We start from the raw sequence: 17,677 nt of genomic DNA on the forward strand, positions 1-17,677 counted from the left end.
GACCGCCTCCCGCCCACCCCCCACCCCTTACCTCCCGAATTCCCTTTCCGGAAAGAATGCGGACGTTATTCGGGCGTGCGGGAGGCGTCTCGATGCATTGGCCACGTCCGGAAGACGAGGAAGACGAAATGGATGCTGAGCAGGCACTCCGGGACCCGGCCCGGACCCTCGCCGTCGTCGGCATGGCGGGGCGGTTCCCGCAGGCTCCCGACGTCCCGGGTCTGTGGAGACTGCTGGACGAGCGACGTGACGCGATCGCCGGCATCCCCTCCGACCGCTGGGACGCGACCGCGCAGTTCGACCCGGAGCTGCGGATCCAGACGGTGGGCGGCTTCCTGGAGGGCATCGACCGGTTCGACGCCACCTTCTTCGGCATCTCGCCCCGTGAGGCCGAGGTCATGGACCCGCAGCAGCGGCTGATGCTGGAGACGTGCTGGCTGGCGCTGGAGGACGCGGGTGTGCCCGCCGGCTCGCTGGCCGGATCGCGGACCGGCTCCTACTTCGGCGCCTCGTGGCACGACTACGAGTTCCTCCGCAGGGACCGCGGCGCCCGCCACACCCAGCACAGCGCCGTCGGCGGCGCCCTGGACATCATCGCCTCCCGCGTCTCCTACTTCCTGGGGCTGACCGGACCGAGCCTCACCGTCGAGACCGGATGCTCGTCCTCGCTGGTGGCACTGCACCTCGCGGCGCAGGCCCTGCGGGCGGGCGAGATCGACGGCGTGCTGGCGGGCGGCGTCAACCTGATCGTCACCCCCGACGGCTCGGTCGGTCTGACCCACTTCGGCGGCCTGTCCCCCACGGGCCGGTGCAGGACCTTCTCCGCCTCGGCCGACGGCTTCGTACGCGGTGAGGGCTGTGCGGCGGTGTACCTGAAGACCCTGGCCCGCGCACTGGAGGACGGGGACCGCGTCCACGCGGTCATAGCCGACACGCGGGTGAACAACGACGGCGGCGGCGAGAGCCTGGTGACGCCGAACCCGGCCGGCCAGGAGGACCTGCTGCGCGGGATCTACGACGCCCCGGGGTTCCCGGTCGACGACGTGGTGTACGTGGAGGCGCACGGCACCGGAACGCGGCGCGGCGACCCGATCGAGGCCGGGGTGCTCGGCCGGGTGCTCGGACAGCGGCGCGCCCCCTCCCGCGGGCCGATGATGACCGGATCGGTGAAGACCAACATCGGTCACCTGGAGGCCGCTTCGGGGATGGCCGGCTTCCTCAAGTCGCTGCTGATCCTCAAGCACCGCAGGATTCCGGCGAGCCTGCACGCCGAGGAACTCAACCCGGAGATCCCCTTCGAGGAACTGAACCTGCGGGTCACGCGGGACCCCGTGGACCTGCCCGCCACCGGCCGGGTGATGGTGGGCGTCAACAGCTTCGGCTGGGGCGGCACCAACGCCCATGTGGTGCTCGCGACCCCGCCGGAGCCGGCAGCGGCGGCGGACGCCTCCCCCTCCGGCGCCTCCCCCTCCGGCACCGTCCTCTCCAGCACCTTCCTCTCCGGCACCGTCCTCTCCGGCAACGCCCCCGAAGCCGCGCCCGTCCTGCTGCCGCTGTCCGCGCACTCCCCGCAGGCACTGCGGCAACGGGCCCGGGACCTGGGCGAGGTGCTCGCCGGCGGCGGGGTGGAGCCGGCCGGCCTCGCGGGCACCCTCGCCTGGCAGCGCGACCACTTCCCGGTGCGCGCGGCGCTGACGGCCGACGGCCCGGACCACGCCCGGGAACTGCTCGACCGCTTCGCCGGCTCCGGCGAGACCTCCGGCGAGGAGATCCCCGGAGTGGTCGCCGGCCGGGCCGCGGAGACGGGCCGTACCGCGTTCGTCTTCCCCGGCCAGGGCTCGCAGTGGGCGCACATGGGGCGGGAACTGCTCGCCCACGACCCCGTGTTCGCCGCGGCCCTGCACCGCTGCGCGAAGGCGCTGCGCCCGCACGTCGACTGGGACCTCGCCGAGGTCGTCTCCGGCACGGCGGGCGAGGAGTGGCTGTCCCGCATCGACATGCTCCAGCCCGTGCTGTGGGCGGTGTCGGTCTCGCTCGCCGAGGTCTGGCGGCACGCCGGGGTGGAGCCCGACGTGGTCATCGGCCACAGCCAGGGCGAGATCACCGCCGCCACGGTGGCGGGCATCCTCTCCCACGAGGACGCCGCGCTGGTGGTCGCCCGCCGCAGCTCCATAGCCCGCCGCACCTCCGGCAAGGGACTGATGCTCGCCGTGGACCTGAGCGTCGAGGAGGCCCGCGAAGCGTTGCGCGGCTTCGAGACGGACGTGGCGCTCGCCGTCAACAACGGCCCGACGAGCTGTGTGCTGTCCGGCACCGGCGAGATGGTCGAAGTGCTCAAGGAGGTGCTGGAGGCCGGGGGCACGTACTGCCGGCTGGTCAACGTGGACTACGCCTCGCACAGCCCGCAGATGGACCCGCTGGAGGACGACCTGCTGGCCGCCCTCGCCCCCGCCCGGCCCCGGGAGGGCGGCACCGAACTGCTGTCGACGGTGCGACTGGCCCCGCTGCGCGGCCCGGAGATGGACGCGGCCTACTGGGTGGAGAACCTCCGCCGCCCGGTGATGTTCGCCGACGCCCTGGAACTGGCCTTCGACAGCGGCGTCACCCACGTGGTGGAGATCAGCCCGCACCCGGTGCTGGCCCCCGCGATCGAACAGGCCGCCGCCCGGCGGGACGTCCCGCCCCGGGTCGTGACCACCCTGCGCCGCGACCAGGGCTCCCCGCGGGACCTGACCGACGCGTTCGCCCGGGCGTGGACCGCCGGACTGGCCCCGCTGGGCCGGCTGCCCCGCCGCACCTGGGCACCGGTGCCGCCGTACCCCTGGCAGCGCGGCAGTCACTGGGTGCCGGCCGGGCGGCCGCGCAGCGGGCTGCGCGACGGGCTGGACGTCGAGCTGATGCCGGCGGTGGGCGAGGCGGACGGCTGGTCCGCGCTGCTCGAACCCTCCCTGGAGGAACTGCCCTGGCTGCGGGACCACGCGGTGCACGACGCCGTCGTCCTGCCCGGTACCGCGATGCTGGCCCTGGCCGTGCGCACCGCACGGGCGCGGACCGGCGCGGTGCCCGCCGCGCTGGCCTCGGTCGCCTTCCGCAGCGACCTGTCCTTCGGCCCCGAGGGGACCGCCCGGGTGGCCGTCCGGTGGCGCGACGACACGGCGGGCACCGGCCTCTTCTCCCTCTCCTCCCTGTCGCCCGGCGCGGACGTCTGGACCGAGAACGCCACCGCCCGGGTGCTGGCCTCGGCCCCCGCGGAAACGGACGGCGCCGGCTTCCCCGACGCCCTGCTGGGCGCCGAGCCGACCGGCCCGGACGAGTTCTACGCCGCCCACGCCGCCCGCGGCCTGCGCTACGGGCCCGCCTTCCGCGGTGTGCGCGCCCTGTACCGGAACGGCGACGACGCTCTCGCCGAGGTCCGTCTGCCCGACGTCTGCCTGGCCGGAGCCCGCGCCCACGACCTGCACCCCGCGTTGTGGGACGGGGCGCTGCAGGCCTGCCTGCCGCTCGTGGAGCAGGACGGCACCGCGGTACCCAGCTCGGTGCGCCGGATCCGGCTGGTGCGGGATCCGTCCGAGCCCGTCACCTCGGTGTGGTCGCACGCGGTGCGCCGCGGGCCGCTGCTGTTCGACCTCCGCCTCTACGACGACGACCGCGACCTCCTGATGACGATGGAGGGGCTGGGCCTCACCCCGCTGCCCACCGCCACGGAGCGGGACGACGGGGCGGAACGCCTGCACCGCACGGTCTTCGTGCCGCGGCCCCGCACTCCGGACGGCGAGGCCGCCGGGCCCGGTGCCGGTTCCCGCACGGTGTGCGCCGGGCGGGACGGGGACGGCCCGGCCGCCGCCCTCACCGGGGCGCTCGCCGACGCCGGCGCGCCCTCGGACACCGTGGCGTTCCCCGACGACCCCACCGACGAGGCCGCCTGGACGCGGCGCCTGCGAGCGGCGGGCGAACCGTCCCTGGTCGCCTTCCTCGCCCCGGACCGCGACGCCGGGATCGCCGCCCAGCAGGACGGTCTCCTCGCCCTGACCGGCCTGACCCGCGCCTGCCTGGCCCTGCCCGCGCCGCCCCGGCTGGTGGTGGTCACCTCCGAGGCGCAGGCCGTCGCCCCGGACGACCGCACCGACCCGGGGAGCGCGCTGTACTGGGGGTTCGGCCGGGTGCTGCGCCGTGAACACCCGGAGCTGCGCCTGCTGCTCCTCGACGTGCGCACCGGCGACGAGGGGTGGTCCGGCGTCTGCGCCGCCGAGCTGACCGCCGCCGAGAGCGACGACCAGGTGGTCCTGCGTGACGACCGGCGCTGGGCCGCCCGTCTGCGGCGCGGCGCCGTCGACCGGGAGCCGGACGGCGCCGGCGCCCCGTGGCGGACCCCGGCGCAGCCGTTCCGGCTCAGCCCCGACCGGCCCGGCTCCTTCTCGGGCCTGGCCTTCCGGCCGTGCGTCCGGCGGGCGCCCGGTCCCGGCGAGATCGAGATCGAGACGTCCGCGGCGGGCCTGAACTTCATCGACGTCATGAAGGCCATGGGGACCTACCCGGACCCGGCGGGCGCCGGGCTGCTCGGCCTGGACGCCACGGGTGTGGTCACCCGGGTCGGCTCCGGGGTGGACGGCCTGGCGCAGGGCGACCGGGTCGTCGTCAGCTCGCTCGGGGTCCTCGCCTCCCACCACACCCTGCGCGCCGATCACGCCCGCCGCCTGGGCTCCGCCGCGCCGGGCGACACCGACGCCGCCGCACTGCCGTCGGTGCTGATGACCGCCTGGTACGGGCTGCACGACCTGGCCCGCCTCGGTGCGGGCGAGACCGTGCTGATCCACTCGGCGGCCGGCGGGCTCGGCCTGGCGGCCCTCCAGGTGGCCCGGCTGCTCGGCGCGACCGTCGTCGCGACGGCCGGCAGCGAGGAGAAGCGCGCGTACCTCGCCGGGCTGGGTGTCCGGCACGTCTTCGACTCCCGCGACCTGTCCTGGGCCGAGTCGGTGCGGGAGGCGACCGGCGGACGCGGTGTCGACGTCGTCCTCAACTCCCTGACCGGCTCGGCCATCGAACGCGGGCTGGAGGTGCTGGCCGAGGACGGCCGGTTCGTCGAGGTCGGCAAGAAGGACATCCACGGCGGCCGGGCGGTGAGCCTGGAGGCGTTCCGCAAGCGCGTCGCCTTCTTCTCGGTGGACCTCGGCGGCCTGATGCTGCGTCGCCCCGAGCGGTTCGGCCGGCTGCTGGCCGACGTGTGGCGGCGCGTCGAGTCGAAGGAGCTGACCCCCCTGCCGGTCGGCGTGCGTCCCTTCGCCGACGCGGCGGAGGCGCTGCGGGAGATGTCGCGCGGCGAGCACATCGGCAAGTTCGTCCTCGACGATCCCGGTTCGGTCCGCTCGGTGGTGCCCGAGCCGATGCCGGACGGCCGTTTCCGCGCCGACGCCGCCTACCTGATCAGCGGTGGCCTGGGCGCGCTCGGCCTGTCGCTGGCCGAGTTCATGGCCGACCGCGGGGCGGGCGCGCTGGCCCTGGTCGGCCGGTCCGCCCCGACCGACCGGGCCGCCCGGCGGATCGACGCCCTGCGCGCCCGCGGGGTGGACGTACGGGCCTTCCGGGCCGACGTCGCCGACGAGGGCGCCGTCACGGAACTGCTCCGGCGGGTGCGGTCCGCACTGCCTCCGCTGCGCGGCGTGGTCCACGCGGCCGGTCTGCTGGACGACGCCACCGTCGCCACCGTACGGCCGGACCAGGTGCGGCGGGTGCTCGCCCCCAAGGTCGACGGCGCCCGCCACCTGGACGCGGCCACCGCGGACGACCGCCTGGACCTGTTCGTCCTGTTCTCGTCCGCGGCCGGGCTGTTCGGCAACCCGGGCCAGGCCGCCTACTCGGCCGCCAACTGCTACCTGGACGCCCTGGCCCGGTCCCGGCGGCAGCGCGGTCTGCCCGCCCTGAGCGTGCAGTGGGGGGCGTTCACCGACGTGGGCCTGGCCACCCTGGACGACAACCGCGGGGCCCGGCTGGAGGAACGCGGCATGGGCGGCTTCACCACCGGCGAGGCGTGGCCGGCGCTGGAGCGCCTCCTCGACGGTGACCCGCAGGTCGTCGGCTACACACCGGTCGACCTGGGCACGTGGTTCGAGGCCAATCCCGACACCGCCGCGCTGGCCTGCTGGAGCGACCTGCGCGAGGCGGCCCGGGGCGGCCGGGACGCCGTCCCGGCGGGCACCGCCTTCCGGGCCGAACTGGCGGCGGCCGACGGGGACCGGCGGGCCGGGCTGCTGGCCGGGAAGGTGCGGGAACTGGTCGGCCGCGTGCTGCGCCTGGAGACGGCGACGATCGACGACGACACGCCGTTCAAGGCGCTCGGACTGGACTCCCTGATGAGCCTGGAGCTGCGCAACCGCCTCGAGGCCACCCTCGGCCTGAAGGCCTCGCCGACCCTGCTGTGGACCTACGGCAACGTCCGCGCCCTGTCCGGCGCCCTGGCGGAGCAGCTGGCCGCCGACGGCTCCACGGACACCGAGGAGCGGCGGTGACGGGGGAACGGACGGGCGGCGCCCCGTCGTCGTCCGCCGCGCCCACACCGCTGACCCGGGCGCTGGCGACGATCAGGGACCTGCGGGCCAGGCTGGACGAGGCCGGCGGCACCGGTCCGATCGCGGTCGTCGGCGCCGGGCTGCGGCTGCCGGGCGGCATCGAGGACCTCGACGGGTACTGGGCCGCGCTGGCCGAGGGCCGTGACCTGACCAGCGTGCTGCCGGACTCCCGGCAGGGGCCCTTCGCCGCGCAGTGGCAACGGCTGCCGCTCCGCGCCGGATGGCTGGACGAAGCCCAGGTCACGGATTTCGACGCCGAGTTCTTCGGCATCGCCGCGGACGAGGCCGAGGCCCTCGACCCCCAGCACCGGCTGCTGCTGGAGTGCGCCTGGGAGGCCCTGGAGAACGCCGCGCTGCCGCCCGGCACCTTCGCCGCCGACCGTGCCGGTGTGTTCGTCGGCATCAGCCACAACGACTACGACCAGCTGCGGCAGGGCGCGCCGGACTGGAACTGGGACACCGGCAACCGCAACTACTTCGCCGCGTCCCGGCTCGCCTACCACCTCGGGCTGAGCGGTCCCGCGCTCGCCCTGGACACCGCCTGCTCCTCCTCCCTGGTCACCGTCCACCTGGCACGGCAGTCGTTGCTGCGCGGTGAGTGCGACGTGGCGCTGGCCGGCGGTGTCAACCTGGTCCTCACCGCCGGGACGACCCGGCGGTTCCACGAGAACGGTCTGCTCTCGCCGGACGGCCGGTGCCGGGCGTTCGACGCGCTGGCCGCGGGATTCCCGCGCGGCGAGGGCTGCGGCGTGGTCGTGCTCAAGCGGCTCGCCGACGCCGAACGCGACGGCGACCGGGTCCTGGGGGTGCTCGACGGGTCGGCCGTGAACCAGTACGGCCGCTCCACCGGCTTCGCCGCGCCCAACGTGCTCTCCCTGACCGCTCTGTTCGAGGCCGCGCTCGACGACGCCGGGCTGACGTCCGCCGACATCGGCCTGGTGGAGGCGCACGGCACGGCCACCCCGCTGGGCGACGCCATCGAGCTGGAGGCCGTGGCCGCCGCGCTGGCCCGGCGGGACGGCGCGAGGCCGCTGCCGGTCGGCACGGTGAAGGCCAACATGGGGCACCTGGAGTCCGCGGCGGGGATCGCCGCCCTGCTCAAGGCACTCGCCTGTGTGCGTCACCGGGCGGTGCCGCCGCTGCTGCACTTCGCCTCCCTCAACCCGCTGATCGACCTCGACGGCACCGGCATCACCCTGCCCACCGAGCTGACCCCCTGGCCGGCGGGTCCCGCGGGCCGGCACGTCGCGGTCACCGCGCTGAGCATGGGCGGCACCAACGCCCAGGTGATCGTCGGTCCGGCGGAGGAACGGGGCGCGGACCGCGCGGCGGGTCCGGGGGCGCGGGTCGACGGCTTCGTGCTGTCCGCCCGTACGCCCGGGGCGGTGCGCGCCCTGGCGGCCCGGTTCCACGACCGGCTCGCCGGGCTGTCCGACGCCGACTACCCGGCGTTCGCGTACACCGTCTCCCGGGGACGGGCGCGGCACCGGTGGCAGGCGGAGCCGGCCGCCCCCGACCGGTCCGCCGCGCTCACCGCGCTCAAGGCGCTGGCCGACGGGGCGGACGGGGCTGTGGGGCTGTGCGAGCGGCCCGGCGCGGAAGAGGCACGGGACGCGGCCGACGGCCCGGGCGGCGGTCCGCCCCGCGCGGTCGTCGATCTGCCGCCCTACCCGTGGCAGCGCCGGCGGCACTTCGCCGGCCCCACCGCCCCGCCGGCCCCCGGTCACCTCCCGGCGCCCGCGGACCGTCCCGGGACCGGCGGGGGGGTCGACGGCGACGGGAGCGGCCCGGCGGCGGACGCCGGTGCGGCGCCGCCCACCGGTTCCGCGGTGTCCGCCGGCGCCCCGGCGTCCGCCGCCGCCGAGGACGGACGTGGTGTCGGCGTGGTGCTGTACCGGCCGGGCTGGCGGCAGGCGGAGCGGCCCGCGGACGAGGAGGCGGTGGCCGGCGGGTGGTGGCTGGTCGTGACCGGTGACGACGGGACCGGGGACGCGCTGGCCGCGGAGCTGGCCGCACGGGGACGGGAGTGCGTCACCGTACGGGAGACGGAGGTGGAGCCGGGCGGCGGGGACCCGGCCGGGCTCCTCGCCGCCCGGGCGGGCGGGCGGCCGCAGGGCCCCTGTGCCGGTGTCGTGCACGCGGTGGGTACCGGGCGGCCGGACGGCGTGCCGGCCCCCGTGGTCCTCGATGCGGCGCGGTCGGCCGCCGGGGGGAGCGCCCGGACGGTGGTCGTGACCCGCGGCGTCCGGCGGGTGACCGAGGAGGACGGGCGGGCCGCCGGCGACCCCGTGGCGGGAGCGGCGGACGGGCCGGGTCCGCTCCTCGTCGACCTGGATCCCGCCCGTCCGGACGGTGAGACCGCGCGGCTCGCCGACGAGGTGCTCCGGCTGCGGGACGGCGACCCCCCGGTCGCGCTGCGCGGACCGCACCGGTACGTCCTGGCGCTGGAGCCCGACGGCGACGGGCGTCCGCGCCGCGTGGTGCCCGGCCCGCACACCAACCACCGCCTCCTGGCCACCCGTCCCGGCGTGCTGGCCGGTCTGCGGCCGACCGTCTGGCGGCGTGTCGCGCCGGCACCGGGCCAGGTCGAGATCGAGGTCACCGCGACCGGGCTGAACTTCAGCGACGTCCTCAAGGCGATGGGGACCTACCCGGGCGCCACCCCCACCACCCCGCTCGGGGTGGAGTGCGCCGGACGGGTCACCGCGCTGGGCGAGGGCGTCACCGGGCTGTCCGTCGGCGAGCCCGTCATGGCGGTGGTGACCTCGGGGCTGGCGGCGTACGCCACCACCGAGGCCCATCTGGTGGCGCCCCGGCCGGCGGGGCTGACCGACGAACAGGCGGCCGCCGTACCGATCGCCTTCCTGACGGCCCTGTACGGCCTCGACCACCTGGCCCGGCTGCGGCACGACGAGAGCGTGCTGATCCACTCCGCCACCGGCGGGGTGGGCCTGGCCGCGCTGATGCTCGCCGGGCAGCTGGGCGCGGAGGTCTTCGCCACCGCGGGCACCCCGGAGAAACGGCGGCTGCTGTGCGAGCGGGGCATCGCCGCCGATCACGTCATGGACTCCCGCACGACCGCCTTCGCGGACGAGATCCACCGCATGACGGGGGGTCGCGGTGTCGACGTGGTCCTCAACTCCCTGACCGGCGAGGCGCAGTCGCGCGGTCTCGGACTGCTCGCGCCGGGCGGCCGGTTCGTCGAGATCGGTAAGCGGAGCGTCTACGACGACGACTCCCTCGGCCTGGGCGCGCTCAAGCACAACCGCGCGCTGTTCGCCGTGGACCTGGAACAGGCCCTGTGGCACCGGCCCTCGATCGTCACCGAGCTGTTCGACCGGATCCTGCGGGGGCACGCCGCCGGGGACTTCGAGGCCCTGCCGGTCACCACCGCGCCGTGGGGGCGGGCCCAGGAGGTCTTCGCGCGCATGGCGCAGGCCCGGCACACGGGGAAGCTGGTGCTCACCCCCGACCCGGACCCGGAGGTGACGGACCCGCCCGGGGGCCGGCCGGCCGATCCCGGCGCCACCCACCTGGTGGTCGGCGCCGCGGACGCCCCGGTCGCGGAGACGGTCCGTCTGCTGACCGACCTGGGCGCCCGCCGGCTGACCCTGCTGGGCGACGCCCCCGGCCCGGACGTCCTGGACCCGCTGCGCGCCCGGGGGACGGTCGTCGACGTGTCCGGGGACGCGGCCGGCCCGCCGTACGACACGGTCCGCGCCGTCCTGCGCGCCGGCGGGGCGTCCGCGTCCCGCCCGACGGTCCTGGTGCACGTCGTCGCCGGGCCGGCCGACGAGGAGTCGCGGCGGCTGTGGCGCCTCGCCGCGGAGCACGGGCTGGACCTCCTCGTCGCGGGCTCCCCCGCCGCCGTACGGCCGGACACCGGGGCGGACGGCGCCGCGGAGATCCGCCGCCGGCTCCTGGCGGCCGAACCCGGCCGCCGGCGCCGGGCGGTGCTGGTGCGGCACGTCGGCGACACGGCCGCCGAGGTCCTGGGCTCGCCCGCGGGCACCCCGGTGGACCCGGCCGCACCGCTGGCCGAGCTGGGCTTCCGGTCGATGCACGTCCTGGAGCTGCGGGCGCGGCTCGAGTCGTCCCTGGGCATCACGCTCCCGGCGACGATCGGCTACCGGTACCCGACGGTCGACGCCCTGGTGCCGTTCCTCGCCGAGCGGATGGCCGTCCCGCTGGAGGCCCCGGCGGCCCCGGCGGCCCCGGCGGCCCCGGCCGCCCCGGCGCCCGGAACGGATCTGGACGAACTGTCCGACAGCGAGATCGAGGCGCTTCTGCTGGCCAAGACAGAGCAGTTCGACGAAGGGCACCGGACATGACGGACAGCAAGGCTTCGTCGTCCACGACGGCGATGAAGCGCGCCTATCTGGCGATGGAGCAGATGCAGCGCCGGCTGGACGCCTACGAGCGCGCCCGGTCCGAGCCCATCGCGATCGTCGGGGCCGGCTGCCGGTTCCCCGGCGGGGCCGACGGGGTCGAGGAGTACTGGGAACTGCTCCGTTCCGGCACCGACGCGGTCGGCGACATCCCCGCCGACCGCTGGGACATGGAGCGGCTCTACAGCGAGGAGCCGGGCCGGCCGGGCCGCATCAGCACCCGCTCGGGCGGGTTCCTGCGGGAGATCGACAGGTTCGACCACGAGTTCTTCGGCATCTCCCACCGGGAGGCCGTCCGCATGGACCCCCAGCACCGCCTGCTGCTCGAAGTCGCGTGGGAGGCCCTGGAACACGCCCAGGTGGTGCCCGACTCGCTGGCCGGCAGCGCGACCGGTGTCTTCGTCGGCCTGTCGTCCAACGACTACGGCGACCGGGTCTTCGCGGACGCCGAGACGGTCGACCTGCACGCCGGCACCGGCACCGCGCACTCCGTGGCCGGCGGCCGGCTGTCGTACCTGCTGGACCTGCGGGGGCCCAGTGTCGCACTGGACACGGCCTGTTCGTCCTCCCTGGTGGCGGTGCACCAGGCGTGCCAGAGCCTGCGGCTCGGCGAATGCGACCTGGCGCTCGCCGGCGGGGTCAACGCCCTGCTGTCCCCCCAGGTGCACATCGCCTTCTCCCAGTTGCCCGGCATGCTCTCGGTGGACGGCAGGTGCAAGGCGTTCGACGCCGGCGCCAACGGGTTCGTGCGCAGCGAGGGCTGCGGTGTCGTCGTCCTCAAGCGGCACTCGGACGCGGTGCGCGACGGCGACCGGGTCCTCGCCGTGATCCGCGGCTCCGCCGTCAACCAGGACGGGCGCAGTTCCGGCCTGACCGCGCCCAACGGGGACGCGCAGCGGGCGGTGCTGGGGCAGGCGCTGCGGTCCGCCGGGATCGAGGCGGGCCGGGTCGCGTACGTCGAGACGCACGGCACCGGGACCAGGCTCGGCGACCCGGTCGAGGCGGAGGCACTGGCCGAGGTGTACGGCCGGGCGGAGGGCCCGACGGTGTACCTCGGCGCGGCGAAGACCAACCTCGGTCACCTGGAGGCGGCGTCCGGGGTGGCCGGGCTGATCAAGGCGGCGCTCTGCGTGGACCGGGGTGTGATCCCGCCCAACCTCCACTTCACGCGGCTGAATCCGCACATCGACCTGGACGGCACCCGGCTCGCGGTGCCGACCTCCCCGACACCGTGGCCCGAGCAGGAGGGGCTCCGTACGGCGGGGGTGAGCAGCTTCGGGTTCAGCGGGACCAACGCCCACGTGATCGTGGAGCAGGCCCCGGAGCGGCCGGCCGCCTCGCGGGAGGAGCGGGGCGACTCCGCCCGTCCCCGGTCCGTGCTGGCCCTGTCGGCGCGGAGCGGGACGGCGCTGCTGAAACTCGCGCGCCGCTACCAGGACCGGCTCGCCGGCGCCGGGCCCGAGGAGGCCGGTGCCGTCTGCCACGGCGCCAACACCGGCCGCTCGCAGCTGCCGTACCGGCTGACCGCCGTGGGCTCCGACGGCGACGAGCTGGCCGCCCTGCTCGCCGACCACGTGCGCGGCGACACCGCGGACGGCCTGCTCTGCGGCACCGCCGGGCCGGGCGGGCCGGGCGACGTGGTGTTCCTGTTCACCGGACAGGGCTCCCAGCGGGCCGGGATGGCCCACGAGCTGTACCGGACCCATCCCGCGTTCCGCCGGACGCTGGACCGCTGCGCCGAGATCCTCGAGAACGTCCTGGACACCCCGCTGCCGCGGATCCTCTTCCCGCGGGGGCCGGACGACCCGGCGGCCGGGCTGCTGGACGACATCGAGTACGCCCAGCCGGCGCTGTTCGCCGTCGAGTACTCCCTGGCGGTGCTGTGGCGGTCCTGGGGGGTGGAACCGGCGGCCGTGGCGGGCCACAGTCTCGGCGAGTACGCGGCCGCCACGTTCGCGGGCGTGATGTCCCTGGAGGAGGGGCTGTGGCTGACCGCCGAGCGGGCACGGCTGCTGAAGCGGTCGTCCGGCGACGGCGCGATGGCCGCGGTGTTCGCCCCCGAGGCCGTGGTCGCCGAGGTGCTGGCCGGCTTCGGGCCCTCCCGCATCGCGATCGCGTCCGTCAACGGGCCCTCGAACGTCACCGTCTCGGGAGAGGCGGACGCGGTCGCCGCCGCCTGCGCGGCGTTCCAGGACCGCCGGGTCTTCGCCGAGCGGCTGCGCATCTCCGCCTCCTCGCACTCGCCCCTGGTGGAGCCGGTCCTGGAGCCGCTGCGCCGGCTGCTGGAGAAGGTCGACTTCGGTCCGCCGCGGGTCTCGCTGGTGACCAGTACGACGGGCCGGCCGCTGCCGTGGGACGCGGCGCCGGACACCGAGCACTGGCTGCGGCACACCCGGCAGCCGGTGCTGTTCGAGCGGAGCGTGCGGACCCTGTACGAGATGGGTCACCGCACCTTCCTGGAGGTCGGTCCCGCCCCGGTGCTGCTGGGCCTGGTCCGGGAGATCGTGCCGCGCGAGGACGAGTCCGTGCTGACCCTGCCCAGCCTGCGGGCCGCCGGTGGCGACTGGGACGTCCTGCTGGACAGCGTGGGCCGCCTCCACGTGCGTGGCGGGACCGTCGACTGGGCGGCCTTCGACCGGGACCGGTCCTTCCCCCGGGTGGAGCTGCCGAGCTACCCGTTCGACGGGGTCCGCTGCTGGCTCGAACCCGCCGGACCGGCCCTCCCGCCCGCCGCCGGCCCCCGTACCCCGCCCGCCGCCCGCCCGATGGGCGCGCCCCACGAGGACGGGCGTACGGCGGCCGGCGGCCGGACGGGGGACGGGGGGCCCGCGGCCGGGCGCGCGCGTCCGGGCAGCCGGCTGCCGTCCGCGGAGGAGTTGCTGGGCCTGCCCGGGGTCGAGCGTGCCGAGACGCTGCGGACCCGGCTGCTGGAGACCGTACGGGCCGTGCTCGGCTCCCGGTCCTCGGCCTCCCTGGACGCGCGGCGGCCGCTGCCGCAGCTCGGGCTCGACTCCCTGATGGCGGTGGAGCTGCGCAACGAGATACAGGCCCGGCTGGGGGTCTCGGTCACGGTGGCGGACTTCCTCGCGGGCGCCAGTGTGCTGGACCTGACGGAACTGGTCCTGGAACGCCTGTCACCCTCCGGCACCGGGGCCGCCGAGGACACCGACGGCACGGCGATCCACCGCGTGACCCGGGCCGGCGAGGTCCCCGGCGACGTCCCCGAGGACGTGCTGGAGCAGTTGCTGGACCGGCTGGAGCGGGAGCAGGAGGAGCGGTCGTGACAAGTGCGGACGAACGGCTGCGGGCGCTGTCTCCCGAGCAGCGCGCCCGGCTGGCGCGCCTGCTGGCGGAGCACGGCCGAACGGACGGGTCCGGGACGGAGGACGTCTTCCCGCTCTCGGTGTTCCAGCAGGGCATGTGGTTCCTGGAGCAGGTGCGGCCCGGCAACCCCGCCTACGTGCAGCCGAGCGCGATCCGGATCAGCGGGCCGCTGGACACCGCCGTGCTGGCCGGGGCGCTGCACGAGGTGGTGCGCCGCCACGAGGCGCTGCGCACCGTCTTCCGGCTCCGCGACGGCCGGCCGGAACAGGTGGTGGCGGACCGGGCACCGCTCGATCTGCCCGAGACCGACCTGCGCGGACGGCACGTCACCGGCGCCGCGCTGACCGAGCGCATCGCGGCCGAGGCGCTCGCCGCCCCCTTCGACCTGGAGCACGGCCCGCTGCTGCGGATGTCGCTGCTGCGGATCGAGGACGACGAGCGCGTCCTGGTGATGGCGCTGCACCACCTGGTCGCCGACCGCACCTCCGCGGCGGTCCTGCTGTCGGAGCTGTCCGCCCTGTACGAGGCCTTCACCCGGGGCGAGCCGTCACCGCTGGCCGAACTCCCGGTCCAGTACGGCGACTTCGCCGTCTGGCAGCAGGAGCAGCGGGCGTCCGGGCGATGGGCTCCGTCACTGCGGTACTGGCGGGAGCAGCTGGCCGGAGCGCCGGCCGCCCTGGAGCTGCCCGTCGACGGGCCGCGGCCGTCCGTGCAGGGCTTCCGCGGCGCGACGCTGGCCGTGGAGCTCCCGGCGCCGCTGGTGCGCGCGCTCGGTGACCTGGCCGGGCGGCACGGCGCGACACCGTACATGGCGCTGCTGACGGCGTTCGGTGTGCTGATGCACCGTTACAGCGGCCAGAGCGACGTGGTGGTGGCGGTGCCGGCCGCCGCGCGGGACCGGACGGAGACCGAGGCGCTGATCGGGCACCTGGTCAACACCCTGCCGATCCGGGTCGCTCTGGGCGGCGACCCCTCCTTCACCACCGCGCTGGAACGGGTGCGGGACACCTGTCTGGACGCCTACCGGCACCAGGACGTCCCGTTCGAGCTGGTGGTGGCCGAGCTGGGCATGGCACGTGACCTGAGCCGGCCCCCCGTGTGCCAGGTGAGCTTCTCCTACGGCCGCGAGCCGGTCTCCGGCCGCACGCTGGGCGGTGCCCGGCTGGAGCGGCTGCCGGTGGAGAGCGGGGGCGCCCGCTTCGACCTGGAGCTCCAGGCGTTCGACACCGCCGACGGCGGGATCGGCGGCTGGTTCGAGTACGACCGCGACCTGTTCACCGAGGAGACCGTCGGCCGGCTGGCCCGGCACTTCCGCCGGCTGGTCGCACGGATCGTGGCCGATCCGGCGTGCCGGGTGGGCCGGCTGGAGCTGCTGGACCCGGCGGAGCGGGAACGCGTCCTGCGGGACGCGGGCGGCGAGACCCGGCGGTGGCCGGCCCGGGACGGCTGGATCCACGAGTGCTTCGAGCAACGGGTGCGCGAGCGGCCGGACGCCGTGGCGCTGCGGTTCGAGGGCGAGTCCCTGGAGTACGGCGAGCTGAACCGGCGGGCCAACCGGCTGGCCCACCGGCTGATCGCGCTGGGCGTCGGCCGGGACGTCCTGGTCGGCGTCGCCATGGAGCGCTCGCCCGAGCTGGTGGTGGCGCTGCTGGCGGTGCTGAAGGCCGGCGGTGCCTACGTCCCCCTCGACCCCGGGTACCCCCCGGCCCGCCTGGAGCACATGGTCCGGGACTCCGCCGTGCCCGTGCTGCTGACGCAGAGCCGGGTCCTGCCGGTCCTGCCGGCGCCCGCGGACACCGTGGTGCTCTGCCTGGACGAGCTCGCGGACCCGCTCGCCGGCGAGCCCGCCCACGATCCCGGTGTGCCGGTGGACGGCGAGGACCTGGCGTACGTGATCTACACGTCCGGTTCGACGGGACTGCCCAAGGGCGTGATGAACGTGCACGCCGGGATCCGCAACCGGCTGCTGTGGATGCAGGACGCCTTCGGGCTGGACGCCGGGGACCGGGTGCTGCAGAAGACACCGTTCTCCTTCGACGTCTCGGTGTGGGAGTTCTTCTGGCCTCTGACGACCGGCGCCACGCTGGTCGTCGCCCGGCCCGGGGGCCACCGGGACAGCGGTCACCTGCTGGACCTCGTCAAGCGCGAGCGGATCACCACGCTGCACTTCGTGCCGTCCATGCTGCAGGTGTTCCTGACGGAACCGGTGGAGGAGTGCGTCACCCTGCGCCGGGTGATGTGCAGCGGCGAGGCGCTCCCCCGCGACCTGCAGGACCGGTTCCTGGCGCGGTCCGGAGCCGCGCTGCACAACCTGTACGGGCCCACCGAGGCCGCCGTCGACGTCACCCACTGGCCCTGCCGGGAGGACGGCGACCGGGGTCCGGTGCCGATCGGGCGCCCGATCGCCAACACGCAGATCCTGGTCCTCGACCGGTTCGGGGAGCCGGTGCCGCCCGGTGTCGCGGGTGAACTGCACATCGGCGGCCGCAACCTGGCCCGCGGTTACCTCGGCCGCCCCGAGCTGACGGCCGAGCGGTTCGTCGAGAACCCGTTCGCCCCCCTGGTGCCCGGTGAGCGCCTGTACCGGACCGGTGACCTGGCCCGGGTCCGCGGTGACGGTGCCGTGGAGTTCCTGGGGCGGCTGGACCACCAGGTGAAGCTGCGCGGTTTCCGGATCGAGCTGGGGGAGATCGAGGCCACGCTGACCGGGCACCCCGGGGTGCGCGAGGCCGTGGTGGTGGCCCGTGCCCGGGAGGGCGGCGACACGCGGCTGGTCGCCTACCTGACGGCCGACGGCACCGCGCCCGACGCCGCCGAACTGACCGGCCGTCTGCGACAGCGGCTGCCGGAGTACATGGTGCCCGGCGCCTTCGAGGTGCTGGACGCGTTCCCGCTCACCCCCAGCGGCAAGGTCGACCGCGGGGCGCTGCCCGAGCCGAGCGGCGGGCGGCCCGCCGTCACGGCCCGGTACGTGGCTCCCGGGGAGGGCGCGGAGGCCGCCGTCGCCGGGATCTGGCAGCGGGTGCTGGGCGTGGACCAGGTGGGCCTGCACGACAACTTCTTCGATCTGGGCGGCCATTCGCTGCTGATGGCCGAGGTGCGGGACCGGCTGGCCGGCCAGGGCCACCGGGTGTCGATGGTCGAGCTGTTCCAGCACCCGACGGTCGCCTCCCTCGCCGCGCACCTCGTCCGGCCCGACGGCCCGCCCGGTGCCGACCGCGGGGACGCGGCACGCGCGCGTGCCGAGAACCGCCGCCGTTCCCGTACCCGCCAACAGCAGTCGGCCGATCGCCGAGCCCGTTCCCACAGCGACAGGTGATGGAATATGTCCGTAGTTCCCGAATCCGAAGTTCCTGAGCCCGAGGTCCCCGAGTCCGACGTGCGCGCGACAGCCGAGCTCTC

4 protein-coding genes are annotated in these 17,677 nt (G+C 75.8%); all 4 read left to right on the forward strand.

Features of this window, described 5'->3' with window-relative positions:
• Window positions 1–128 precede the first annotated feature (128 nt).
• Genes ACZ5FU_RS28160 through ACZ5FU_RS28175 form a run of 4 tightly spaced genes read left to right on the forward strand, consistent with a single transcriptional unit; the run spans window position 129 to window position 17,594 of the window.
• Window positions 129–6,503, forward strand: a complete 6,375-nt coding sequence (locus ACZ5FU_RS28160; protein ID WP_469047292.1) for an SDR family NAD(P)-dependent oxidoreductase — start codon at window positions 129–131, stop codon at window positions 6,501–6,503.
• Window positions 6,500–10,894, forward strand: a complete 4,395-nt coding sequence (locus tag ACZ5FU_RS28165) for a beta-ketoacyl synthase N-terminal-like domain-containing protein (RefSeq protein WP_469047294.1) — start codon at window positions 6,500–6,502, stop codon at window positions 10,892–10,894. Before ACZ5FU_RS28160 ends, ACZ5FU_RS28165 begins: the two co-directional genes overlap by 4 nt.
• Window positions 10,891–14,235: a type I polyketide synthase gene (locus ACZ5FU_RS28170; RefSeq protein ID WP_469047295.1), complete on the forward strand. Its 3,345-nt coding sequence runs from the start codon at window positions 10,891–10,893 to the stop codon at window positions 14,233–14,235. Before ACZ5FU_RS28165 ends, ACZ5FU_RS28170 begins: the two co-directional genes overlap by 4 nt.
• Window positions 14,232–17,594, forward strand: a complete 3,363-nt coding sequence (locus tag ACZ5FU_RS28175; protein ID WP_469047297.1) for an amino acid adenylation domain-containing protein — start codon at window positions 14,232–14,234, stop codon at window positions 17,592–17,594. The genes ACZ5FU_RS28170 and ACZ5FU_RS28175 overlap by 4 nt, the downstream gene beginning before the upstream one ends.
• Window positions 17,595–17,677 lie beyond the last annotated feature (83 nt).

This window comes from Streptomyces sp. NPDC031554 (assembly GCF_055580685.1).

Bases quoted from the DNA above. Each gene is read 5' to 3' on its own strand.
- ACZ5FU_RS28170 (WP_469047295.1), top strand. From the start codon at position 10,891: ATGACGGACAGCAAGGCTTCGTCGTCCACGACGGCGATGAAGCGCGCC.
- ACZ5FU_RS28160 (WP_469047292.1), top strand. From the start codon at position 129: ATGGATGCTGAGCAGGCACTCCGGGACCCGGCCCGGACCCTCGCCGTC.